Here is a 21,938-nt window from a genome sequence, read left to right on the forward strand (position 1 = left end):
AACGAACATAGCTTTCTCCTTTTTGGACAACATAAGAAGAAATACTGACATGGTGGGGTGATGATCATGAAAATAGAGAGGTCGTCAGAATGGGTAGAAGGTTTTATCAATCGCGTCAATGATCTTGAACAATGGCAGAGTTGGTCATTATATAAGATGAACTATGATATTGTAAAAATGAGATTAATCCCTGATTTCACAGGATTACAAGCTACAAAGTATTTACCTAATTTAAAACCTCTTGCACATCAGCTAGAAGCAGCTGAAACAGTCATTCAGCGCATGAATGGAAAAGCCATTTTAGCAGATGAAGTAGGTTTAGGTAAAACCATTGAAGCTGGTTTGATTTTAAAGGAGTATCTTTTAAGGGGTCTTGTAAAAAAAGCGTTAATATTAGCGCCGGCTTCTCTGATTAATCAATGGATTGAAGAGTTAAACTTAAAATTTCATATACCTGCTATCGCTTATAAAAAAAATTGTCCAATAGAGCGCTATGACGTCATAATCATGAGTATGGATACAGCGAAAAAAAGCCCTCATAGGGAACGTATTTATGAGCAGGATTACGATATGATTATTATTGATGAGGCCCATAAATTAAAAAATAATAAAACACAAATTTATGAGTTCGTCCAAGGATTAAAGAAAAAGTTTTGCTTATTATTAACTGCTACTCCTATACAAAATGATGTTTTCGAATTATATTATTTAATTTCCTTATTAAAACCAGGACATTTAGGAAGCTACGATACCTTCCAATCAGCCTTTTCAGCCAGTAAGCATCATCTAGAGCATGATGATTATTTGAAAGAATTGGTCAACCAGGTGATGGTGAGAAATCGAAGAGAAGATACAGGTATTGAATGGACCAATCGTTGCGTTCAAATTGTACCGATTACATTTACGGAAGAGGAAAGAGCCGTTTATGATCTCCTTGGCTCACTTGAAAACAAAGGATCTTTTGCGTTAATTACGTTGCAGAAGGAAATGTGCAGTAGCAAGGAAGCTACAGCATTAACAATAACAAATATGCTGAAGGAGCATGGACAATCACAAGAAATGGAAGACATTTTAGCCAAATTAATGGCCTTAGAAGTGAATTCTAAAGCAGAAAAAACAATTGAGATTATTGAACAGGCGAAGGATAAGGTTATTATTTTTACAGAGTATCGTGCAACTCAAATCTACTTACAATGGTATTTACATTCTAAAGGAATTTCGAGTGTGCTGTTTAACGGTAAATTTAATAAAAGTAAACGAGATTATATGAAGCATTTATTTAAAGAAAGAGCACAAGTACTCATTGCCACAGAGGCTGGTGGGGAGGGGATAAATCTCCAATTTTGTCATCATGTCATCAATTATGATTTACCATGGAATCCTATGAAGCTAGAGCAACGAATTGGTCGTGTCCATCGTTTGGGACAGGAGCATGATGTTCACATATATAATCTTGCTATTGAAGATACCATTGAAGAAAAAATCTTGGAATTACTTCATACCAAAATCGATGTGTTTGAAAAAGTGGTTGGTGATTTAGATGCCATTTTAACAAACTTAAAAAAATCAGTGTGAGGTAAGGAGGGAAACTATGTATCCGCAGCAAGTTCATGAGTATTTAAAGGGATTTTTCTCCGAAAATGACTGCCCTATTTTAGGGGAAGAGGAACATTCTTTGACCGTGCAGTTGACGGTAGATATTGATAAAAGAATTATGAATAGACCATTTTATTGGCAATATATAGAGGCCACTAATAGTGAGCCAAACCCTGCTCAGGTGACCTTTATTACAGATCAGACAGCTATGGCTGGTAACTTATTTGGTGAGGTTATTCATTATGGCTCACCACGGTTAAATCAGCTTTTTCATGCGACAGGAGAACTAGGTGCCTATGTTCAATTATTTGAAAAAGTTGATCATGGAATGGGGCAGGTTATCCTAACACCATGGCTAGGTGTTAACTTTAAAGTCTCCTATTGCTGTGATCGGACAAAAGAAATGATGTACTCATTTGGTATTAACTTGTTAACGGGTGTTATCAAGGAGGATTTTCATGAAACGATTTATGCCTCAGATTTTGACACCGAACCAGCAGAGAACGTTTTTCATGTGCAATATATTATTAAACCAGCACGTGCACTTGAAAGATTAAATGCAGCGGTGGATTCCATTATTGAAAAGGATGATCACTCGTGGGCCATTGAAGCGCAAAAAAGATGGCAACGTGATCAACGAGTATTGGATTATTTTTATGAGGATGTAGAGGATAAACCCGAATGTTATGAAATTGAAAGAAAAGCATTAGAGGAGCAATACGAATCTAAAATTAAAATTGACATTATTAATGGAGGATTATTCTACCTCTTTTAAAGGAGGAGCTGTCCCAATTAGACAGCTCCATTTTTTAATTGTCTTCCACCAGACTTTGTAGCTGAGCCAATTTATTGTCCCAAAACAAATGAAAGTATTGGAGCCAATCCTCAATTTCTTTTAAACGCTCACTATGCAACGTGTATATCTTTTCGCGGCCCTTTTTTTGAGCAGAAACAAGCTCTGCCTGTTCTAATATTTTTAAGTGCTTTACGACAGCTGTTCGACTAATTGCAAAATGCTCTGAAATATTAGAGATAGGTCTATCATTAGATGCAAGTAGCTTTAAAACATTTCTTCTTGTAGGATCTGCAATTGCTTGAAAAACATCATATTTCACTGCTTCTTGAATCATTAGGCTTCTGCAACTTCTTTTAATTTATGATGGATAATCATTGTCCAACCGCCATCCATTTTTGTGCGAATGGCCTCAGTAGCAGCGTTAGCTTTTGGAATAATATGTGAAGCTTCCTTCCAGCCACCATGTGTTAAAGTAAATTCTGTTTGTTCTCCGACTTCTTTTAGCTCAAAAGTAACGAACCAACCATCCTCATCCCAAGCAAATCTTAGAAAATGTGGCGCATCTACACGTTCAACTTTACAAGGTGAAGGACCAAACGGTGATTGAATCGTAAATTCATGTCCCTCAATAGGTTGAAAATTATTGGGCATAAACCAAGAAGCAATTTTTTCTGCAGTTGCTACAGTGTCCCACACCTTTTCTATAGGTGCATTAAGTGTAATTGTTTTAACAATATCGGGTAATTTTCCGCTCATGTGTAAATCTCCTTTATAGATAAAATGAAACCAATAGGTGTTATGAATATATAACACCTATTGGTTATATGTCAAGTCAAAATAAAAATTAGTATCTTTCTGTAAGGAAGTACATATGCTACAATTATTTTTATAATTTTCTGACAGAAAGTGAGGGAGAGAAATGGTGAACATCTCTGTTTTCTTAGTTATGTGCATTTTACTTATAATTTTACCTGGTCCAGATACAGCCATAGCGACAAAGAATACCTTGACTGTAAGTAGGAAAGGAGGCTTGCAGACTATTTTAGGGTCCTGTGGTGGTTTATTGATTCATACATGCGCAGCTGTCATTGGGCTATCCGCTATCATTGTGAAATCAGCTTATGTATTTGCCGCATTAAAGTATATTGGTGCAGTTTACTTATGTTATTTAGGTATTAAAACATTATGGACCTTACGGACAATTCGCGCACAATCAACCGAAGTGCAGAATGAAGCTAATATGGATCATAAATACTCGCATCAATCATGCTTTAAGCAAGGGTTCCTCACGAATGTCACGAATCCGAAGGTTGCTGTATTTTTCCTAACATTTCTTCCTCAATTTGTGGATGGAACGGGTGGAACATTTCTACCATTTTTAATCATGGGATTAATCTATACAGCTTTAACGATGCTTTGGTTTGTATTTTATGTCTATCTGTTAGATCGCATTAGTGCATTTATGAAAAGGCCAACTACTAAGGCAGTAATCGAAGGATTGACGGGTGCTGTATTAATTGGTTTCGGCATTAAATTAGCATTGGAAAAGGCCCACTAATAGTAAATACACCACTATATTTAGATGTGAAATCTAATGATACGTGGTGTATTTTTTGTTGAAGAGGTCTTTGGGGAATAAAGGAATATCCTCTCGACTACAGTTGTAGGTTCAGTGCACTTAATTTTTGTAGAAGGATTACTATAGATGAAGAAGAATTAATTACTATAAGAGAATTTTGCTAAGTCTTTCATCAAAAAGAATAAATGGGGAAGATGTTTATGGAATTACGAGATTTAAAAGCATTTATGTCAGTTGTCGAGCATGGTAGCTTTACGAAGGCTGCGAATGAATCCTTTGTATCTCAGCCATCATTAAGTAAAAGCATAAAAAAATTAGAAGATACATTACATGTAGAATTATTAAATAGATCTACTCGCAATGTCGAGCTAACAGATGCAGGGAGTATTGTCTTTAAACAGGGGCAAAAGATCATGCTTTCCGTTCAAGACTTGCACATTTTACTAGATGATTTATTAAATATAAAGACAGGTTCAATTAAGCTAGGGATTCCACCTTTAATTGGGACATTATTTTTTCCGAAAATAGCTAGAGAATTTCATCAGCAATATCCTGATGTGCATTTGGAGCTTGTTGAACGAGGCGCAAAAACAGTGGGTACGTTAGTAGAAAACGGTAATGTGGATATGGGTATTGTCGTATTACCGACGGATGAAAGAAAGTTTTCGGTGCAGCCATTTGTAGAAGATCAATTTTATGTATTTATAAATGAATTACACCCATTAGCTCAATTTAAAGAAATACAATTGCAAGACTTAAAAAATGAAACCTTTATTATCTTTGCTGAGGAGTTCGCTTTACATGATTATGTTATTAAGTCATGTGAAAGTGTTGGATTTTCACCACATGTAGGCTATAAAAGTTCACAGTGGGATTTGATAGTTGAATTGGTATCATCAAATTTAGGGATAACATTACTGCCATATTCTATCGCTGCTAAGCAAACAAATAAAAATGTCAAAATGATTCCTTTAGCTAATTTTGATATGCCCTGGCGTTTGGGTATTATCACCAAAAAAAATACATATCAATCGTATGCCTTAAAACAGTTACTGAACACGATGCGTAAGTAAGAGGTGGGGAGATTTATTCTATTTTGGAATAAGTGGTATTCTAATTAATTCCTTTACTTGTAAAATGTTAATGAGGTAGAATTTTCCTTAATAAACGAGCAATTTTAGGAGGTTTCGAGATGAAGGATGGGAAAGTATGGCGTTCATTTGAAGAAGCGGTTGCTGATATTAAGGATGGGGATATGTTAGCAGTAGGAGGCTTTGGTCTATGTGGTATACCAGAAAAGTCTATTGCGGCTTTAGTACAAAAGGGTACAAAGGATTTAACGGTAGTTAGTAATAACTGTGGTGTAGATGATTGGGGTTTAGGCTTACTATTAGCGAATAAGCAAATAAAAAAAATGGTTGCCTCTTATGTAGGCGAAAATAAAATTTTTGAACAACAATTTTTAAGTGGGGAGCTAGAGGTAGAGTTAACACCTCAAGGAACGCTTGCTGAGCGCCTACGTGCAGGAGGAGCGGGGATTCCAGGATTTTATACAGCTACTGGAGTTGGTACGCCAATTGCTGAAGGCAAAGAAGTAAAGGTTTTTGATGGGAAAGACTATATTTTAGAAGAAGGAATTGCTGCTGATTTTGCTCTAGTTAAAGCATGGAAGGCAGATAAGCTAGGAAATTTAGTGTACAGAAAAACATCACGTAACTTCAATCCGCTAGCTGCGATGGCAGGTAAAATTACCATTGCTGAGGTGGAAGAAATTGTAGAAGTTGGCGAGTTAGACCCTGATCATATTCATACACCAGGAGTTTTCGTTCAGCGTGTTTTATTGGGTGAAAATTATGAGAAGCGTATTGAGCGTCTGACAGTGAAAAAGGGGGAAGAGTGATGGCTGATACAAGACAAAGAATCGTAAATAGAGCAGTGAAAGAAATCCAAAATGGCATGAATGTAAATTTAGGTATTGGTATTCCAACTTTAGTTGCCAATGCTATTCCAGCCGATTATGAAGTGCTTTTACAATCAGAGAACGGATTACTTGGTATCGGTCCCTATCCAGTTAAAGATGACGTTGATCCCGATTTAATTAATGCTGGGAAAGAAACAGTAACAGCTATGCCGGGGGCTTCCTTTTTTGATAGTGCAGAATCATTTGCTATGATTCGTGGTGGCCATATTGACCTTGCTATTTTAGGTGGTATGGAAGTATCAGAGACTGGAGATCTGGCAAATTGGATGATTCCAGGGAAAATGGTCAAAGGAATGGGGGGCGCCATGGACCTGGTGGTAGGAGCAAAGAGAGTCATCGTCGTTATGGAGCATGTTAATAAAAATGGTGAATCCAAAATTAAAAAACAATGTGATCTCCCATTAACAGGTAAAGGTGTTGTCCACCGGTTAATTACAGACTTAGCTGTATTTGATTTTACTAAAGAAGGGATGCAGCTTATCGAATTAGCAGAGGGCGTTACTTTAGAGGAAGTAAAAGCAAAGACTGCGGCTTCGTTTCATATAGCGTTAGCACAATAATTCAGACTTAGGACTGTTTTCAACGTGATTGTACCATTCTATACTCGTTTAAAAAGGGAGAGTTTCTGATGGAACAACAATGGACGAATGAACTAGCAGTTGCACAGGTCAGAGTAGCAAGGCCAACTGATCAATTAAAAGAAATTGAACGGTTTTATTGTGAGGGCATTGGACTAAAAAAAATTGGTTCTTTTTCAGGTCATCGTGGCTATGATGGAATAATGATTGGTCTTCCAAATGTACACTATCACTTGGAATTTACAGAACATGTTGAAGGGAGCCCTTGTCCTGCTCCAAGTAAGGACAATCTTTTAGTACTCTATATTCCAAATCAAGAAACAATCCGTAGTATTGCTAAACGCTTATCACAAATGGGGTACCCTGAAGTAGAGCCTGAAAATCCATATTGGATGCAGAAGGGTATTACCATTGAGGATCCTGATGGCTGGCGCCTTGTATTAATGAATACAGAAGGCATTTAAGTAGAGGAAGAAATGCACGAGCTATAAAGGTAGCCTCGTGTGTTTTTTTGTTACAACAAATACCCTGTGTAGTATATAATTGCAAGGGAGGTATTCATATATGCAACGAATTAAAACTTTGGTTAGTTGGGGAGAAGTGTTAGAACAGTCTCACAAAAAGCCCTGTCTTGTCTTAAAATTTAGTCTGACATGTATAAGCAGTATTTCAGCTTTAAAAGAGTTCAAAGCCTTAGCGACAGAACTCCCTAAATATCTGGTCATTATCCAAAAGGAACGTGATGTTTCCAACGCTATAGAACGTGATTTACAGGTAAAACACGAATCACCTCAGTTATTAATTTTGCAGGATGGCAAAGGAATTTGGCAAGCAACCCACTATAAAATAAAACGACCTCTTTTAACAGAGGGGCTGAGAATGTATGTAAAATGAGCAAAAAGATACCCCTCCATACATGGAGGGGTATCTGTCCTTTTAATAAAATTAATCCTCTAAAGCTTCACTTTCATGATAATTTGTAGCAGTTGACTCGATATCAACTTGTAAATAATTGGCCCAATCTACTTTATGATAATCCTCTTCACTAAAATAAATATTCAATACTTCTGTCATGGTTTTATCTCCATCTGGTTGGGTAAGTGGAGCATACCAAGTAACAGCAGGTGTTTTTACATCTTTCAGCTTCGACAAATCAGCAAAAATTTTAGTGGAGTCCTTCAGCATTTGACTTTTCGATCCCTCTGTCACATCTGTATCCTGTATGGATATGGTGACAACACCTTTGGACTCTTCAACCGTAAACTTATTTTTAACAATTGCTCCGACAATATCTTCAACAGAAGTGTTTTGATCTACTGCTACCTCCTTTGGATTGTCACTCTTTCCGCAAGCTGTTATTAGAATTGAAGCAAATACCATTACATACATTAACTTTTTCAATATCATTACCTCCCTTGTTACTCCATATATGCGCAAAATGAAAGGGAATTATACAAAATATGAGAAGGTTGTATGTACTTTTTATAACTAGGATTTCAAAACATTACATGAGCACGTGCGTTTGAGGAATTTATTAGAAATAGGATATATCAAATTGGAGATATAGAAGGTGCTGTAAGGTATTTTTTATAAATAAAAAAGTACCTTAACCATATTGGCTAAGGTACTGTAAAGGTTGATATTCAACAATCAGTTGATAAAGGATTGATAAGATTTGGCTAGATAAGTTTGACGCTGGCACGCTGACAAATGGAGATTTAAAAGGATTAGAAATTATCATTTACAACGTAGTGCTTAACAGCACATGCCCGTTACCATAATTGGTATTGTTTTTTTTTGTATATCTGAAAGTCAATTTACTGTCAACAGATACTTAAGTACAAATTGTTAATTTATGATTACAAAGTGAATAAATACTACAATGTAATTAAGGTCAAACAATAGGTTTTATAAATGTTGATAATGTAACTTTAGTATCACTTTATTTTATAAGAACCGCCAAAATATGGCGTTCTTGATGGCGTTATGTGGCGCTTAATGTAAATTTAATGTAAATTCCACGCCGGAAAATGGCGTGAATCAACAATTGAAATGAAAAAGTTTCCAATGATAGGATGATAATAACTCGAGGGAAAGTGAAAATGTTATAACGTTTTTTTCAAAATGTAATAAATGGAGGACAAAAAAATGTCGAAATTAAATTTTTTTAAAGGTTTTGTAGCATTAATTTGTTTTGCACTAGCATTCAGTATAATTTCTCCAAGTTTGGCTTTTGCAAGTGAATCACAAGCAGTAGAATTAGAAGATTCTTTAAATCAAGAACCCAATATTATCGAAGTAGAAAATGAGTCACAAATTGATAATCAAGAAATAAATACAGATGTAAATACTTCTATAGATGACTTAAATGGTCCTAGGGCTGATTTCGAATCCGAAGTACAACCACATGCATTACCTGTCATTCCATTATTAGCCGGCCTTGTAATTAGGCAAGGAGTTTCATATATTGTAAAGACTTCTTCGAAACGAGTACTTAAATTAAGAAGCCATGCTTCTGATCAAGCGGTAGATCGCGGTATTACTGGAAAAATGATAGATGATGCTTTGACTAATGGTACTAAATATGTCGATGTATTAAGCGGAGAACGTGTTGCTTGGATTGACACAGGAGGCAACCAAGTTGCTGTATTACTTAAGAAAGATACTGATGTTATTGATACTGTTTATTTTGAAGATCATAAAAAGTTAAAGTGGTTCAAGAGTAATTGGAAATATGTAGGAGATTATGAGTGATAATACTTTTGTAAAATTTAACTCCTGACAATTTTCAGTTCAAAAGTTATGCTAACATTCCGTAGTATAGTAGAATATGGACCGATGGAATTAATATTAATTTAAAAGGTTAATAAAAAAGGAGAATTAATTATGGTTATATTAAAAGATTACTCAAATGATCCCAATTGTGAAGTTGAAATAATCTTAAAATTAGTAAATGATTCAAGTGTGAAATTCTCCATAAATTTCAGATCAGGTGATAATTTTCCTAGGTTGCATAAAGAAATTACATGTTTAAAGGATGACTTCATAAAATTATTAGATGATATAAAACATCTTGATAGTTCACACCTAAGTATGTTGGAGCCACACGATCCTGGATTATGTATCTATCATATTCCTCACTACGGTAAATATTATTATCCTCAATATGGTTTTTTACAAATACCTGACAATGAGAGGATAGAATCTGAGACTCGTTACAAATTAATTTTTGTATTAGACGCCAATGATAAGAATAATCTTGGTCCAAGAGAATGTGGTCCTGCATTTTGTATAATAGTAAAAAGGGAACAAATTAACGAGTTCGTTCAAAGTTTAAAATCAGAATTAAGTAGCTTTTAAGTTTATAAGAAATCACATGTTTTATTAAAGTAGAATTAAGCAAGCTGTATTCGGAAATAAAAATAAAGCCAGGCGCTCAATGTGAACTGCACCCCGTCAAGTAGACAGTGGTAATAATAAAAAATGTATTAAACGGCTTGTGTCCTGAATTCTAAAGGACTCAAGCCGTTTAATCGTCCCTGACACCGATAGTAATTATAAAAATGAATATAATCATCAATCGCTAGTTATAACCCTTCAATGAATCGTACTTATGTAAATGAGAAATAACAAAAGAGATAAGTTTTACTTGAAACTATATAAAATTTAAAACGTAATAAATATATGGTTAATATAACCAATTATTAGTATTACCACTTTTTTTTGAGGATAAGAAAAATGACAGTTAGTTATTGGACAGGGAAAAATCTTACATTACGAGCGATACAACCAGAAGATATCATTATATTTGATTTTCTAGATGATGAAATTCTTAGAAATATGGATTCGATTCATTTTCCTCGCTCAACTGATAAAATGACAGAATGGGTAGAAGAACAATTATCTGAAGATGATGACGAATTCCGTTTTGTTGCAGTAGATAGAAACAATAATATTGTTGGTATGATTGAAACTTTTGATTGTGATTTTAAAAATGGTATCTTTGATTATTATTTAGCTGTATTCGAGCCTTACAGAGGTAAAGGGTATGCAAAAGAGATGATTCTCATGGTTCTTCGATTCTTCTTTTCGGAGCGCGCTTATCAAAAAGTAAATACAACGGTTTACTCTTTCAATGAACCATCAATGTGTCTACATGAAAAATTAGGTTTCATGAAAGAGGGGCAACTTAGAAAAATCATTTTCACGAAAGGCGATTATTTCGATGGTATTTGTTATGGAATGACAAGAGAAGAATTTGAACAAAATCATGGATCTCTTATTAATCGATAAATATGCGATATAAATGGAATTAGCTGATTTTCCTAATAGAGAAGGTTAGCTTTTTTGTATAAAATAAATCTTCCACAAATGTTAGTAAGCCTGTTGATAAAAAGGGGAAGTTGAAAGGTCCATGAAAGATTGGGTATATTTTGCGGAGGTAAATAGTTGATTATGTTTATTTATTATTAATTGCAAATAAGTTTAACCCCTTGGCTATTTTGGAATGAAAAAAGTACCTTAACCATATTGGCTAAGGTACTGTAAAGGTAAATGTAATATAAAAAGCCGCGTATGCCGTAGTTATTATAGAAAGTTTTAAACCACCACTCCTCAAAGTGGGTGTTCGCAGAAGTTTTCCTGCTTATCCTCATGCACCGTAGTGTGAGGCCCGTCATTCCAACTCCAATAATAAAACTCCCTTTTACAGCTTAAAGGTTAAAACTTAATATTATACGAACAATGCAGCCTTTATGGATATAATAAAGCATGATCGACAAACATGCAAGTAAGATGATTGCTTGAAATAAGTCAATGGGCGGGTGTCCCAAATCATGCAATACGTAACGGCAAATGTATTTAGAAAGGTACTGGGCTTCATATTATTTTCACAAATACGAACAAAAAATACGAACAACCTTTGCTTATTATGGACGACTGTGTAAAGATAGGAGCATATAGAGGATTTATCTAGCAAAAAAGTAAAGGGAGGAAGCAGGAATGGCAGCTTATCCAAATTGTCCGAAATGTAATTCTGAATACACATATGAGGATGGAACAAATTATGTATGTCCAGAATGTGCGAATGAGTGGAGCATGGACGCAACGGAACCCGAATCAGATACACTTATTGTCAAAGATGCAAATGGTAATTTGTTAGCTGATGGTGATTCAGTTACGGTTATTAAGGACCTAAAGGTAAAGGGAAGTTCATCTACTTTAAAAATAGGGACAAAGGTAAAAAGTATTCGCCTTGTAGAAGGGGATCATAATATTGACTGTAAAATTGATGGCTTTGGCGCTATGAAGCTGAAGTCTGAATTTGTAAAAAAGGCATAGGGAAGTGTAAAGCGTCTAAACGTTAGTTTGAGTTTAGGCGCTTTTTTATTCTAAAAATTTTGCGTAATAAAATGGCAAAGGCCGCACCCACTAAGGCAAAAATCGTATGGAGGAGAGCGATATAACTTGCTCCCATCACAAGTGCCCCAAATTCTGTCAAAGAGTAGGCGGTAATATAGAGCTCATTCGTAAGGTTGTCGATAATCGCCCATACCAATACAGGTACAGAGCTAATGATAAAAACAATCCAAATGTTTTTATAAAAAAGGTAAGACAGACAACCGAAAATGGCATATGAAATGACAAAGCCCATTTGGTTTCCAAGTAACGATGAGTTAATAGCAAACATGAATGAAAGTACAATAAATATAATATGGAAAAAAGATAATGTTTTTTTCATGGGTATGTACTCTTTTTGAATTTGTACTGAGCTAAAGAGCTGCTGACAGTGCGGACATTTTGCCAAATGCTGCTCTACATATATTAATGTTGATGCTTGGAGCATTTGTTTCTTATATAACGGTAATAAATCTTCTATAATTGGGCATTCTTCTGACAAAACTCTCCCTCCATTCAATCACCTTTCATTATACGATTTTTTTAGAGGAAATAAAAAAAGCCTTCCTGAACTTTTCATTCGGAAAACTTGTACATGCACCTGACTATTTGGCTGTTAGTACTTCATTTGTTAATGCTTGTATATCAATATGAGTTTTTTCCTGTACGGCGTCTTTTAATATTTCAGTGCGGAAATATTGGACAGTTGCCTCAAGTGGAATGGCTAAAAGCTTCGATAAAGCATTTTGATACATATAGACGAATTCTTTGTCAGTATTGCCACGCTTTAATTCTGCAAAAGCTTCGTAAAATTGGTCCAGTTTATCTGCAAATTCAAGTAGACGCCCTTCTATCGTACTATCCTTGCCTTCTTTCATGCGCTCAAAGAAAATGCCTTGAAATTCTTCTGGAATCTCATTGCTAATAAACTTTTCCATCATTTTCTCTTCCACATGTGCTAGCATTTGTTTTAGCTCGGGACTAGCGTGTTTTACTGGAGTTTTAATGTCGCCAATAAAAACTTCAGCAAAGTCATGATTAATTGTTTTTTCATATAAAGATTTCCAATCAATCTTTGCTCCATTCATTTCTTCTAATGTCGCAAAAAACATCGCATATTGTGATACTTTCCAAGAATGTGCTGCCACGTTATGTTCTTCAAATTTGAATCGCCCAGGGCACCGAATAATTCGTTCTAAATCATTGAGGCTTGTAAAAAATTGATGAATTCCTATAAAAATCACTCCTTTTGTTCTTTAAGTGCATGTTACTATAAACGATACCCTCTTTGTGAGGTTTTCAAACAATTTAACAATGATTCAATTTGTGTTTACAAAGGATTCACAATTACTGAATAAGCAGACAGAGGTTGAATGCTATAATGTAGGGGACTGATGAAAGGGGGAGTATACATCATGTTTTCCATTTATACGCTTCTTCTTTATATACATATTTTAAGTGCTGTTCTTTCGATTGGGCCATTGTTCGTTGTACTAACGATTGTAAAAAAAATGCGTACAGCTTCAAGTGGTGAAATGCCACCATATATAGAATCTTTTAAAGGGGCTATTGCCATTGTCAAACATTCAGGACATGTACTTGTAGGATCGGGTATTTTACTAATGTGGCATGCGGGTTATCATTGGAGTACTTCGTGGATTGTTCTCACTTTCCTTGTGATGTTTGCATCTATTATCTTTTTAGCCAGAGCGTTTAAGCCAACATTACGTACTTTTAATACACAAGCTTATAATCAGCAACAATTTGTTGCACTATTACAGCGCAAGGCGTGGATGTACATTTTGCTACTGCTTATTATGTTATGGTTAATGGTGGCAAAGCCAATTATTTGGTAACAAGTCTTTTATTATTGAAAAATCGCACCCCCCAAGGAGTGCGATTTTTTTAGTTCACTAGACGTTTGAAATAGCTTTGTCGTATCCATAAATAACTGATGAGGAACAGCACAAAGAAACAACAAGAACTGGCAATGGAAACCTGTAAAAATGCTGTAGAGACCATTGTACGCATAGCTAATAAAGTAGTGAGTAATAGAGAAATTGCTATAGTGAACGGAACAAATATAAGAATGCCCAGTTCCTTTGCAATAACGGCGGCTAATTCTTTCTTAGACAGTCCCAGCTTACGAATGCCCATATATTTTTCTTTTTCCTGTAATAATGTTGTCTGTAAATAGAAGTAAAGTATACTCATGGCTGCACTTAAGAAAATTAAACTTAACATAGAGCCAATGAAGAACATAACGCTTTTTACAAACATTTCTGTATCATATAATTCGATTTTGGATGTAACGTAACGTTCACCAGGTAAGGATGGTATGTCCTCGGTAATGGTATTTGCCAATTCTGTATGTGCTGTCCAATTATCTAATTCATAGATATAGGTTTTATAAACAGGGTAGTCAATCGACTGATAAATAGAATCTGGCACAATGAAGTATGTTTCCTGAAACCCTGTAGATAGTAGGTTCTTTTCGTTCATTTCAGCTAGTTTGAATGATTTTATATAACGGTCACTAGCATTGTTGGTTATCGGAGCTATACCATGATTCCCAGCGACAGCAATAAATTCATTTTCATTCAGGCTAATTTCCTTTTGCTGTAGCAGGTTGTAATCAGATAATGACATATAGCCAAGGCGTCGATTCTCATCTGATTTAAATTCAATAAAATACTTGTTAGCTTTTACTGTTGCTAGCTTCTTTTCAAGATAGTCTAAATCTTCCTTTATTATGTTGTCATTAGCTTTTGGATCCGTAATATATTGAAAGCTATACGGATAATTTCCTTCACTATCTTTTTGAACATTGTAATATGAGCTAAACAAAATGCTTGTACATAAAAATACGCCACTTAACAAAATGGTAATTAGAAATAGCATATTTGCATGAGATTTCATTTTTGCATTTAAATTTGACGCTAAAAGCATATTTGTTTTGCGAAGATAAACAGGGGATTTCTCAAATATTTTCAAAAATAGACGTAAGCCTTGAGCAATGATTAAATAAATCGTACAAAGTATGCTAGCAAAAAATAATAAATAATAGAGAGCACCTAAAGACGTTACAATAGCATGCTCAATCTTTAGTAAATAAGCTAAAAGTGAGGTCATCATAATGCTAGCAGCTAATAAAATATAATGTGGTTGAATCGATTTTTCAATCACAGTATCACTTTTTAATAGCTGTATGGAGGCTTCTTTATTAATAAATTTAGTGACGACTTTAGAAATTATCATAAATAAGATTAAAAACAAACCTATCGTTAAACCAATTGCTTGTAGAGGAATATACATACTAAATGTTTCTGCTTTTAACACTACTTTAGCCGCCATTAAGAACAGGGGGGTCATGACAAGACCAAGAACGATTGCTGCTATAATCGCCATTATTCCAATGAATAGGTTTTCACGGAATATTAGCTTTCGTACTTGTTTCATGGAAGCCCCTGTAATCATGAAAATGCCAAGAGTCTTTGTCTTTTTGCGTAAAAATGCCATGATTGAATAAGTAATATAAATAAATGAAAATAAATAAACAAGCATACTGGCAAGCATTAATGAAATGCCAAGTGTTGAGTCGGGATCTAGGTCTTTTAAGCTGGGATGAAAGACAATTACAGAAAATAAAAAGAATATAATGATGGAAAACATACTGCTCAGAAAATAAGATACATATGTCCATTTATCTCGTATAATGTTTTGGATAACAATATGGTTAAAGGTCATGTTGACCCCCACCTAAGAAAGCAAGAGTGTCCATAATTTCTTGATAAAACTGCTTACGATTGTTGCCTCGATGTATTTCATTATATAATTTGCCATCCTTGATAAATATAATACGATTAGCAAAGCTTGCTACGTAAGGATCATGTGTGACCATAAGAATGGCAGTTTGTAGTTCTTGATTGATGGAGGTGAATAAATCCATCACATCGTTGACAGCCTTTGAATCCAAATTACCTGTAGGCTCATCTGCTAACAATAAGCTCGGTTTATGGATAACAGCACGAGCAATAGCTACTCGTTGCTTTTGCCCACCTGAAATTTCATAAATGCGTTTCGATAATAGCTCCTCAATTCCAAGAAATTGCGCTACATGCTTTAAACGGTGACGCATTTTGGCGCTAGGTAAGCTATCTAATGTCAGCGGTAATAAAATATTTTCCTTTACCGTTAAAGTATGAACAAGATTAAAATCCTGAAAAACAAAGCCTAATTCAGAACGTCTAAATTTTGCAAGTTCCTCATCATTTAAAACATAAGGATTTCTATTATTAATAACAATATCTCCAGCAGTGGGGCGATCAATGGTGGATACACTATTTAAAAATGTCGTTTTGCCACTTCCGGAGGGCCCCATGACGGCTACGAACTCCTGCTGTTGTAACTGGAAATCAATACCGTTTAATGCCTTGTAGGTAATCTCTCCGATATATTCTTTTTGCAAATTGGTCACTTGAAGAATGATGTTTCCCAACTTGGAACAACTCCTTTAAATTGATTTGATAGCTTTAGTATAAAAAAGGAGCGATCAATAACCCATTTCGCTTGATGACGGGAATATGACAAAGTTGTCATATTCATTTTATAAGACTGCTTGAGAAATTGATGGAAAACGTAGTGTGATCATGTGAGGATTGTAAGGTGAACGGATGGTTTAGTATAGTTAAAACCTTTTTCACTAAAAATAATCCTATGCCTGTTGCTTCTCCATTTGTTCGTCCCTTTTTACCTGTATAAAACAAATCAAAGACACGTGCAATTTCGCTAGTAGGGATTGTCTCACCACGGTTATCTATGTGCAAAGTGTCGTTGTCATAATCAATATGAATAGTGCTTTCTACTTCACTGTATTTGACAGCATTATTTAATACTTGATAAAGGACAACCTTTAACCATTTACGATCGGAGTAAATCATTTGATTTTCTGTAAGCGTTAATTTTGGGAAAACTTCTTTTGTAATAAAATAATCCTTCAAATCATTAATAACTTCTTTTACAAGCTCTTTTAAAACAATAGGCTCAATTTTTAAATCAGCTACTAAATTTGAACTTCGCTCATACGTTAATAGCTGATTGAGTGTAAATGCCAGCTTATCACACTCCTTGCTGATTGTTTGCCATTGCTGTAATTCGTTCGAAGTTTTGAAGGACGCTGATTGTGTAATTAATTGAATGACAGATAACGGTGTTTTCATTTGATGAGCAAAATGTGATAATACAAGGTGCTTTTCCTCTGCTTGCTCTATTAATTGTTGCTGTTGCGTTAAATATAGATATTGCATTTGTCTTAGTTTTTCACTATAGGCTTGTTCCATCGATGCTTGGGGCTCATACAGATGAAGGTCTTCCTTTGACAGATCAACTTTTTCTAAGTGTGTATATAGTCGTCTTCTTCGGTAATAACGGCCTACAAACCAAAGGATAAACAGAAAGCTAACGAGAAAAATAAAATAAAAATAATGCGATGTTAAATCATCTAATGCTTGAATCATCCAAGGTAAGAGAAGGAAGCTAATACAATAAAGAATAATAATACTCACATGATCTTTAAAAAACAGCTTCATTTTCTCTCCTCCACAAGTTGATAGCCTAGACCACGAATGGTTTTAATTTCAAGCTGTGAGTGGATAGCTTCCAATTTTCTTCGTAGTCGACCAATGTTTACAGATAAGGTGTTTTCCTCCACAAAGGTTTCATCATCCCAAATAGCACTTAATAGTTTTTGACGAGCTACAACATTTGGGTAGGCTTCGAATAATAGCTTACTAAGCTGCATTTCTTTTAATGTTAACAGGCTTTCATGGCTATTTGTTTGGAGACGGACAGTGTCTGGGTTTAATGTAGTATTGGCTATTGTAATGGTAGACGTATCGAAGGAAGCATACTCACCATATGTACGCCGAAGTAAACCATTAACCTTTGCCATAAAGACATCTAGCGAAAATGGCTTAGTAATAAAGTCATCAGCACCATTTTCGATACCGTATACTTGATCGATATCGTTGACTCTAGCAGAGACAATGATGATAGGACAAATGGAAAGCTGACGAATTTTACGTGACCAATAATATCCATCAAAGATGGGGAGATTTATATCCATAATGACTAAATGTGGTTGGATGTCATTAAATTCTTCTATGATGTGCTGAAATTGTTGCACTGCATGGCATTCAAACTGATATTTCGATAAATGTTCGACAATCAGTGAAGCTATATTGCTATCGTCCTCTACTATGTATATCTTGTACATTTTTATCGACCCTTCCCTCATTCTTTACTTTATAATGTACCCTGATTCCATAAATCTTATAGAAGAATTGTACCCTGGAACATAAAAAAAGAGCTACCACAAACTTACTTGAAGCTATTTAAGGTTAAACTCCTTGTTAGACCTTTAGAATTATAAAGAATACTTTAAGAATGAACAGAAAGAACTAATTAAGATGTATGTTTTCTTTGAATTCAAGCGCTTTTCTCATTAAAGTAAAAAATGCCCAGCTGTTAAGTTTTCTTTAAGAAGTATGGCGTATGATGATTAAATAGATATATTAAATAAAGTTTAAGTTAAAACATAGATAAGATTTAACGAAAAAATCATCTCAATGGGAGAAATGATCTATTGTGGGTAAATTCAAGTTAAAGTTATCATTTCTTATTGTTAGTATGACAATAATGGTTGTACTCGCGACGTCTAGTGTTAGTATTTGGAGTAGCTATCAAAGTTTTAATGAAATTTTGATGGAAAATCAACGTGTAATGCAAGATACATACGTAAAGGAATCTTCGGCAATGAAGGACGGCTATCTAGAGGGCTTGCTGAAGGAAGAGGCTACAAATGAAAAGGTTATTCCTTTTAGCCTGTTTTTAAAAAAGGTTATTGTCCCGATTATTTTAGTCATTGCTGTAGTATTAGTGCTCGCTATATGGCTAGTTTTAAAAATAGTACGCCCCCTAAATGAACTTTCAACGATGATAGAAGCTGGGGAAAACGGGCAGGAGAAGGAACAAATTGCTGATTGGTATTATGAAGCAAAGATACTGAAAAGAAGCGTACAAAATATGATGATTTGCGCAGAAAGTAAAATTACTGATTTAACGGAGCAATTAAATGTTGACTCATTAACAGGTATTCCGAATCGCAGAATAATGGATCAAACTCTCCATGAATTAATTATTAATAAAGTTCCGCATGCGGTAATACTAATTGATTTAGATGATTTTAAAAGTATAAACGATACGTATGGTCATACCGTAGGGGATGAAGTATTAAAAGCCTTTGCTCATCATATGCAGCTTAATATGGGGGAGCAAGGTATGTGCTTCAGATATGGTGGAGAAGAGTTTATGATTATTTTGCCTTCAAGGAGTATAGATGAAGCGGTAGAACTAGCAGAAAGCTTGCGGGTTAAACAAGCCTTACAGGAAACTGCGTGTGGTAGACCCGTTACGATGTCTGCCGGAATTACTGCCTTTACACCGAATGTACAGAGCCCAAATCAATTGATAGAAATTGCAGATCATGCTCTGTATAAAGCTAAACAATCAGGAAGAAACTGTTTATGCGTAGTAAGGAATATGAGACAAATGATTATTAAATCATGAGTAAAAGCATGCTAGCTTTCTACACTAGCATGCTCTTTTTCGTCACTCTTGTTCTGAAATGATTTGAAAAAGATTGGTTGTTTCCTGCATAGGCAAAGCATTCAAGACAATTGAGTATGTTGAAAAGAGTTATAAATCTTTATAGCCTCTGAACGGTTCCCAATATTAGAATAGTGCTTGATTAATCCCTGGACAGCTTGATCAGAATACGGATTTAACTCTAGAGCTATAAGTAACGTTCGTTCTAGATTTTTGACAACCTATATTTGTTCACAATAATGGGCGAGTTCTTTCAGGAATTGAGTAAATAATTTATTCATCAAATTAACTTTGCTAGCTATCCATGGATAGGCCATCGTTGCCATAAATTCCCCACGATAATTTTGAAGAAGTGCTTCAGCCCTTTTAATATCTAATTTTTCAATTTGTTCTTTTTTATTCAAAATAATCTCTAAATCAATAGCATCACATTCAATATTGTCTAGTGTTAAAATATAACTCCCGTTCGTATACGTTTACCTCTAAAAAGCCATATGCTGAAAGAGAGGAGCGAAGATATGAAAGAGTGATATGCTATTGAACCCTTGCTTTATTAAATTCAGTATAACCCTAAAATTATCAATAATAGTATCACGAGAAACAGGGGGATTAAGATGTGAAAACAGCAATGCAAACAATTCTTTCGTTTTAAATACGCCAATGAAGAGGTTTTCCCTCATAGGAAACAACAAATTCTCCGAAGCATTTTATTTTTAACAACGGTGCTGAATGACATAATGTTGGTAAGGACGTTATTTTTGGGTGAAGTAGTTCCTCAATTCTATAAATAGTCGTTGCTAAGCGAGATGTTGAAGCAGGCTTTAACAGGTAATCAATTGATGGTAGCTCGAAGGCTTGCACAGCATAGTCTCGATAAGCAGTAACAAAAACAATATAGATGCTATGATTCCACGATGTTAATAATTCCGCAATCTCTAATCCATTCATACTTGGCATTTCAATATCTAGAAATGCTACTTGAAAGTCTAAGTTCGGTCCCTCGATAAGGAGTTCTTTTACAGATGTAAAAGTTTCAATAACCTCAATCCTATCAAATTCTTGCAAGTGTTTATTCATACTGACAAGTGCTAAAGGCTCATCGTCCACCAATATCGCCGGAATCACAATAAAACAAGACCTTTCCATTCCAGTCTAGAGGTTATTAGATTGAGATAACTAACCTTGTACAGATGTGTAGAGACTGGCTGCTGAGATAAATTGTCCAGATTGAAGGGCAGCAGACTATTTAGATTCCTTGTATGTTACTTACGATTATTATCTTCTGGATTAATTTCCGATATTTATGTCATCTCTTTCTCTTCTATTGCCCTTAAATAGTAAATATCTAATATAAAAAATACTAGTCTAAACAATGATTATTTTCCATCTAATTGGACAATTTGCTAAAAAAATAATCGAAATTGTATAATTTTCCGTTTTTATAGTAATAATTCCTAATATCAGGCAGATAGCCCTGAGTTATTAATTTGCGAGCTTACTGTTGATTGCATACTAGATTATTTAACTCTAGCGTGCTAACGGCAGACTTGCAAAAAATAATAAAATATTGGAGGTATTACTAAACATGAAGAAGAAAGCTTTAGCTTTAGCAGTAACTTTGACCGTTGGTTTGAGCCTATATGCCAGTCCTTCCTCTGCGAAAGACAATTCCGGCAATATATTGTGGGCACTCCCTCAAATTTATAATTTAACTGTTGGAGAATTTCAACAATTTACAGAAATGGACTCGTTATGGTTTTATCCAGAGCAAGATTTAGTGAAGGATACATCAAATACAGAAAAAACATTGGAAGATGAATATGTCATAAAAGGTGGTGACACATTATTTTCAATCGCACGTAAAAACGATATAACAGTAGATGAACTAAAAGCATGGAATAACCTTGCTACAGATTTAATCTTTGCTGGTGAATCAATAGCTATAAAAGCTTCGGCTGCTAAACCGAAACCTAAAACATCCGAAGCAGTTACACCTAAGGCTGCTACAACAGCAAAAACAAAACCTGTGAGTGCTCCATCAAATGGTTCTGGAAGAACGTTAACAATGCGTGCTACTGCCTATACAGCATATTGTGAAGGTTGCTCAGGAATTACAGCGAATGGAACGGATATTCGATCCAATCCAAACTTAAAGGTAATTGCAGTTGATCCTCGTGTCATTCCACTTGGTTCAAAGGTATGGGTTGAAGGCTATGGTGAAGCGATTGCGGCTGACACGGGTGGAGCTATTAAGGGAAATAAAATTGATGTATTTATTCCTACCGAGGGACAGGCTCTTCAGTGGGGCGTCAAAACTGTAACCGTTAAGATTTTAGACTAAATAAT

26 protein-coding genes, 1 other RNA gene and 1 pseudogene are annotated in these 21,938 nt (G+C 35.0%); 15 read left to right on the forward strand and 13 right to left on the reverse strand.

Annotation, left to right across the window (positions count from 1 at the left end; genetic code table 11):
- Positions 1 to 60 precede the first annotated feature (60 nt).
- Together ACOZBY_RS17595 and ACOZBY_RS17600 are read left to right on the forward strand one after the other, a co-directional pair.
- Positions 61 to 1,575, forward strand: coding sequence for a DEAD/DEAH box helicase (locus ACOZBY_RS17595; protein WP_012292559.1), 1,515 nt, complete (start codon positions 61 to 63; stop codon positions 1,573 to 1,575).
- 16 nt (positions 1,576 to 1,591) lie between these two features.
- Positions 1,592 to 2,371: a YqhG family protein gene (locus ACOZBY_RS17600; RefSeq protein WP_012292560.1), complete on the forward strand. Its 780-nt coding sequence runs from the start codon at positions 1,592 to 1,594 to the stop codon at positions 2,369 to 2,371.
- Positions 2,372 to 2,405: 34 nt separating this feature from the next.
- Here the strand turns inward: ACOZBY_RS17600 and ACOZBY_RS17605 are convergent, their stop codons facing one another.
- Entirely contained in the window at positions 2,406 to 2,726 is a 321-nt protein-coding gene (locus ACOZBY_RS17605; RefSeq protein ID WP_012292561.1) for an ArsR/SmtB family transcription factor, read from the reverse strand.
- Positions 2,726 to 3,148 carry an SRPBCC family protein gene (locus tag ACOZBY_RS17610; RefSeq protein ID WP_031418335.1) on the reverse strand — a complete coding sequence of 141 codons (423 nt, stop codon included), beginning with the start codon at positions 3,146 to 3,148 and terminating at the stop codon, positions 2,726 to 2,728. Before ACOZBY_RS17610 ends, ACOZBY_RS17605 begins: the two co-directional genes overlap by 1 nt.
- 163 nt (positions 3,149 to 3,311) lie before the next feature.
- Between ACOZBY_RS17610 and ACOZBY_RS17615 the strand changes: the two genes are divergently transcribed.
- The 6 genes from ACOZBY_RS17615 to ytxJ all read left to right on the forward strand — a co-directional run bounded on the left by ACOZBY_RS17615 (position 3,312) and on the right by ytxJ (position 7,424).
- Entirely contained in the window at positions 3,312 to 3,950 is a 639-nt protein-coding gene (locus ACOZBY_RS17615; protein WP_031418337.1) for a LysE family translocator, read from the forward strand.
- A gap of 221 nt (positions 3,951 to 4,171) precedes the next feature.
- On the forward strand, positions 4,172 to 5,044 hold the full coding sequence (locus ACOZBY_RS17620) for a LysR family transcriptional regulator (protein ID WP_031418339.1): 873 nt from the start codon (positions 4,172 to 4,174) through the stop codon (positions 5,042 to 5,044).
- 119 nt (positions 5,045 to 5,163) lie between these two features.
- Positions 5,164 to 5,871 carry a CoA transferase subunit A gene (locus ACOZBY_RS17625; RefSeq protein WP_012292565.1) on the forward strand — a complete coding sequence of 236 codons (708 nt, stop codon included), beginning with the start codon at positions 5,164 to 5,166 and terminating at the stop codon, positions 5,869 to 5,871.
- Positions 5,871 to 6,512 (forward strand): 3-oxoacid CoA-transferase subunit B, encoded by a 642-nt coding sequence (locus ACOZBY_RS17630; protein WP_012292566.1) that lies wholly within the window; start codon positions 5,871 to 5,873, stop codon positions 6,510 to 6,512. The genes ACOZBY_RS17625 and ACOZBY_RS17630 overlap by 1 nt, the downstream gene beginning before the upstream one ends.
- Positions 6,513 to 6,580: 68 nt before the next feature.
- Entirely contained in the window at positions 6,581 to 6,994 is a 414-nt protein-coding gene (locus tag ACOZBY_RS17635) for a VOC family protein (RefSeq protein ID WP_012292567.1), read from the forward strand.
- Between the two features lie 100 nt (positions 6,995 to 7,094).
- Positions 7,095 to 7,424 (forward strand): bacillithiol system redox-active protein YtxJ, encoded by a 330-nt coding sequence (ytxJ, locus tag ACOZBY_RS17640; protein ID WP_012292568.1) that lies wholly within the window; start codon positions 7,095 to 7,097, stop codon positions 7,422 to 7,424.
- Between the two features lie 51 nt (positions 7,425 to 7,475).
- Here the strand turns inward: ytxJ and ACOZBY_RS17645 are convergent, their stop codons facing one another.
- Positions 7,476 to 7,937, reverse strand: a complete 462-nt coding sequence (locus ACOZBY_RS17645; protein WP_012292569.1) for a hypothetical protein — start codon at positions 7,935 to 7,937, stop codon at positions 7,476 to 7,478.
- 741 nt (positions 7,938 to 8,678) lie between these two features.
- Between ACOZBY_RS17645 and ACOZBY_RS17650 the strand changes: the two genes are divergently transcribed.
- Positions 8,679 to 9,284, forward strand: a complete 606-nt coding sequence (locus tag ACOZBY_RS17650; RefSeq protein ID WP_139015309.1) for a hypothetical protein — start codon at positions 8,679 to 8,681, stop codon at positions 9,282 to 9,284.
- A 132-nt stretch (positions 9,285 to 9,416) separates the two neighbouring features.
- Complete coding sequence (locus ACOZBY_RS17655) at positions 9,417 to 9,890, forward strand: hypothetical protein (RefSeq protein WP_031418344.1); 474 nt, start codon at positions 9,417 to 9,419, stop codon at positions 9,888 to 9,890.
- 128 nt (positions 9,891 to 10,018) lie between these two features.
- Here ACOZBY_RS17655 and ACOZBY_RS17660 read toward each other — a convergent pair.
- Positions 10,019 to 10,114, reverse strand: a pseudogene (locus ACOZBY_RS17660) (IS3 family transposase); the annotation flags it as partial.
- Positions 10,115 to 10,268: 154 nt separating this feature from the next.
- Here ACOZBY_RS17660 and ACOZBY_RS17665 point away from each other — a divergent pair.
- Entirely contained in the window at positions 10,269 to 10,823 is a 555-nt protein-coding gene (locus tag ACOZBY_RS17665; protein WP_422762581.1) for a GNAT family N-acetyltransferase, read from the forward strand.
- Between the two features lie 269 nt (positions 10,824 to 11,092).
- On the opposite strand, the gene ssrS is transcribed toward ACOZBY_RS17665, so the two are convergent.
- Positions 11,093 to 11,285, reverse strand: a non-coding RNA gene (gene ssrS / locus ACOZBY_RS17670) — 6S RNA.
- Positions 11,286 to 11,531: 246 nt separating this feature from the next.
- On the opposite strand from ssrS, the gene ACOZBY_RS17675 reads away from it, so the two are divergent.
- A complete protein-coding gene (locus tag ACOZBY_RS17675) occupies positions 11,532 to 11,870 on the forward strand; it encodes a zinc ribbon domain-containing protein YjdM (RefSeq protein WP_012292572.1) in 339 nt (112 codons plus the stop codon).
- Positions 11,871 to 11,892: 22 nt separating this feature from the next.
- Here the strand turns inward: ACOZBY_RS17675 and ACOZBY_RS17680 are convergent, their stop codons facing one another.
- Positions 11,893 to 12,429, reverse strand: a complete 537-nt coding sequence (locus ACOZBY_RS17680) for a zf-HC2 domain-containing protein (protein WP_012292573.1) — start codon at positions 12,427 to 12,429, stop codon at positions 11,893 to 11,895.
- 103 nt (positions 12,430 to 12,532) lie between these two features.
- A complete protein-coding gene (locus tag ACOZBY_RS17685; protein ID WP_031418347.1) occupies positions 12,533 to 13,171 on the reverse strand; it encodes a YfbR-like 5'-deoxynucleotidase in 639 nt (212 codons plus the stop codon).
- Between the two features lie 171 nt (positions 13,172 to 13,342).
- Here ACOZBY_RS17685 and ACOZBY_RS17690 point away from each other — a divergent pair, with 171 nt between their 5' ends.
- On the forward strand, positions 13,343 to 13,783 hold the full coding sequence (locus ACOZBY_RS17690; protein ID WP_012292575.1) for a hypothetical protein: 441 nt from the start codon (positions 13,343 to 13,345) through the stop codon (positions 13,781 to 13,783).
- Positions 13,784 to 13,832: 49 nt separating this feature from the next.
- On the opposite strand, the gene ACOZBY_RS17695 is transcribed toward ACOZBY_RS17690, so the two are convergent.
- The 4 genes from ACOZBY_RS17695 to ACOZBY_RS17710 form a co-directional block, all read right to left on the reverse strand.
- Entirely contained in the window at positions 13,833 to 15,674 is a 1,842-nt protein-coding gene (locus ACOZBY_RS17695; RefSeq protein WP_422762582.1) for an ABC transporter permease, read from the reverse strand.
- On the reverse strand, positions 15,664 to 16,425 hold the full coding sequence (locus tag ACOZBY_RS17700) for an ABC transporter ATP-binding protein (protein ID WP_031418349.1): 762 nt from the start codon (positions 16,423 to 16,425) through the stop codon (positions 15,664 to 15,666). Before ACOZBY_RS17700 ends, ACOZBY_RS17695 begins: the two co-directional genes overlap by 11 nt.
- A 103-nt stretch (positions 16,426 to 16,528) precedes the next feature.
- Positions 16,529 to 17,515 carry a sensor histidine kinase gene (locus ACOZBY_RS17705; RefSeq protein ID WP_012292578.1) on the reverse strand — a complete coding sequence of 329 codons (987 nt, stop codon included), beginning with the start codon at positions 17,513 to 17,515 and terminating at the stop codon, positions 16,529 to 16,531.
- Positions 17,512 to 18,201 carry a response regulator transcription factor gene (locus tag ACOZBY_RS17710; protein WP_031418350.1) on the reverse strand — a complete coding sequence of 230 codons (690 nt, stop codon included), beginning with the start codon at positions 18,199 to 18,201 and terminating at the stop codon, positions 17,512 to 17,514. The genes ACOZBY_RS17705 and ACOZBY_RS17710 overlap by 4 nt, the downstream gene beginning before the upstream one ends.
- A 371-nt stretch (positions 18,202 to 18,572) precedes the next feature.
- Between ACOZBY_RS17710 and ACOZBY_RS17715 the strand changes: the two genes are divergently transcribed.
- Entirely contained in the window at positions 18,573 to 19,553 is a 981-nt protein-coding gene (locus ACOZBY_RS17715) for a GGDEF domain-containing protein (protein ID WP_036160660.1), read from the forward strand.
- A 260-nt stretch (positions 19,554 to 19,813) separates the two neighbouring features.
- Here ACOZBY_RS17715 and ACOZBY_RS17720 read toward each other — a convergent pair whose 3' ends face one another.
- Positions 19,814 to 19,996, reverse strand: coding sequence for a hypothetical protein (locus tag ACOZBY_RS17720; protein WP_012292581.1), 183 nt, complete (start codon positions 19,994 to 19,996; stop codon positions 19,814 to 19,816).
- 244 nt (positions 19,997 to 20,240) lie between these two features.
- Positions 20,241 to 20,717 (reverse strand): LytR/AlgR family response regulator transcription factor, encoded by a 477-nt coding sequence (locus ACOZBY_RS17725; RefSeq protein WP_422762583.1) that lies wholly within the window; start codon positions 20,715 to 20,717, stop codon positions 20,241 to 20,243.
- 460 nt (positions 20,718 to 21,177) lie between these two features.
- On the opposite strand from ACOZBY_RS17725, the gene ACOZBY_RS17730 reads away from it, so the two are divergent.
- Complete coding sequence (locus ACOZBY_RS17730; RefSeq protein ID WP_031418351.1) at positions 21,178 to 21,933, forward strand: 3D domain-containing protein; 756 nt, start codon at positions 21,178 to 21,180, stop codon at positions 21,931 to 21,933.
- The last annotated feature ends 5 nt before the right edge of the window (positions 21,934 to 21,938 follow it).

This window comes from Lysinibacillus sp. NPDC056220, assembly GCF_049315265.1.
Classification (GTDB): Bacteria; Bacillota; Bacilli; order Bacillales_A; family Planococcaceae; genus Lysinibacillus; species Lysinibacillus pinottii.

What these genes read in the sequence shown, in the direction of transcription:
- ACOZBY_RS17600 (WP_012292560.1), top strand. Translation starts at nt 1,592, where the DNA reads ATGTATCCGCAGCAAGTTCATGAGTATTTAAAGGGATTTTTCTCCGAA.
- ACOZBY_RS17665 (WP_422762581.1), top strand. Translation starts at nt 10,269, where the DNA reads ATGACAGTTAGTTATTGGACAGGGAAAAATCTTACATTACGAGCGATA.
- ACOZBY_RS17695 (WP_422762582.1), bottom strand. Translation starts at nt 15,674, where the DNA reads ATGACCTTTAACCATATTGTTATCCAAAACATTATACGAGATAAATGG.
- ACOZBY_RS17710 (WP_031418350.1), bottom strand. Translation starts at nt 18,201, where the DNA reads ATGTACAAGATATACATAGTAGAGGACGATAGCAATATAGCTTCACTG.
- ytxJ (WP_012292568.1), top strand. Translation starts at nt 7,095, where the DNA reads ATGCAACGAATTAAAACTTTGGTTAGTTGGGGAGAAGTGTTAGAACAG.
- ACOZBY_RS17655 (WP_031418344.1), top strand. Translation starts at nt 9,417, where the DNA reads ATGGTTATATTAAAAGATTACTCAAATGATCCCAATTGTGAAGTTGAA.
- ACOZBY_RS17605 (WP_012292561.1), bottom strand. Translation starts at nt 2,726, where the DNA reads ATGATTCAAGAAGCAGTGAAATATGATGTTTTTCAAGCAATTGCAGAT.
- ACOZBY_RS17635 (WP_012292567.1), top strand. Translation starts at nt 6,581, where the DNA reads ATGGAACAACAATGGACGAATGAACTAGCAGTTGCACAGGTCAGAGTA.
- ACOZBY_RS17675 (WP_012292572.1), top strand. Translation starts at nt 11,532, where the DNA reads ATGGCAGCTTATCCAAATTGTCCGAAATGTAATTCTGAATACACATAT.
- ACOZBY_RS17705 (WP_012292578.1), bottom strand. Translation starts at nt 17,515, where the DNA reads ATGAAGCTGTTTTTTAAAGATCATGTGAGTATTATTATTCTTTATTGT.
- ACOZBY_RS17650 (WP_139015309.1), top strand. Translation starts at nt 8,679, where the DNA reads ATGTCGAAATTAAATTTTTTTAAAGGTTTTGTAGCATTAATTTGTTTT.
- ACOZBY_RS17625 (WP_012292565.1), top strand. Translation starts at nt 5,164, where the DNA reads ATGAAGGATGGGAAAGTATGGCGTTCATTTGAAGAAGCGGTTGCTGAT.
- ACOZBY_RS17630 (WP_012292566.1), top strand. Translation starts at nt 5,871, where the DNA reads ATGGCTGATACAAGACAAAGAATCGTAAATAGAGCAGTGAAAGAAATC.
- ACOZBY_RS17645 (WP_012292569.1), bottom strand. Translation starts at nt 7,937, where the DNA reads ATGATATTGAAAAAGTTAATGTATGTAATGGTATTTGCTTCAATTCTA.
- ACOZBY_RS17730 (WP_031418351.1), top strand. Translation starts at nt 21,178, where the DNA reads ATGAAGAAGAAAGCTTTAGCTTTAGCAGTAACTTTGACCGTTGGTTTG.
- ACOZBY_RS17690 (WP_012292575.1), top strand. Translation starts at nt 13,343, where the DNA reads ATGTTTTCCATTTATACGCTTCTTCTTTATATACATATTTTAAGTGCT.
- ACOZBY_RS17595 (WP_012292559.1), top strand. Translation starts at nt 61, where the DNA reads ATGATCATGAAAATAGAGAGGTCGTCAGAATGGGTAGAAGGTTTTATC.
- ACOZBY_RS17620 (WP_031418339.1), top strand. Translation starts at nt 4,172, where the DNA reads ATGGAATTACGAGATTTAAAAGCATTTATGTCAGTTGTCGAGCATGGT.
- ACOZBY_RS17610 (WP_031418335.1), bottom strand. Translation starts at nt 3,148, where the DNA reads ATGAGCGGAAAATTACCCGATATTGTTAAAACAATTACACTTAATGCA.
- ACOZBY_RS17615 (WP_031418337.1), top strand. Translation starts at nt 3,312, where the DNA reads ATGGTGAACATCTCTGTTTTCTTAGTTATGTGCATTTTACTTATAATT.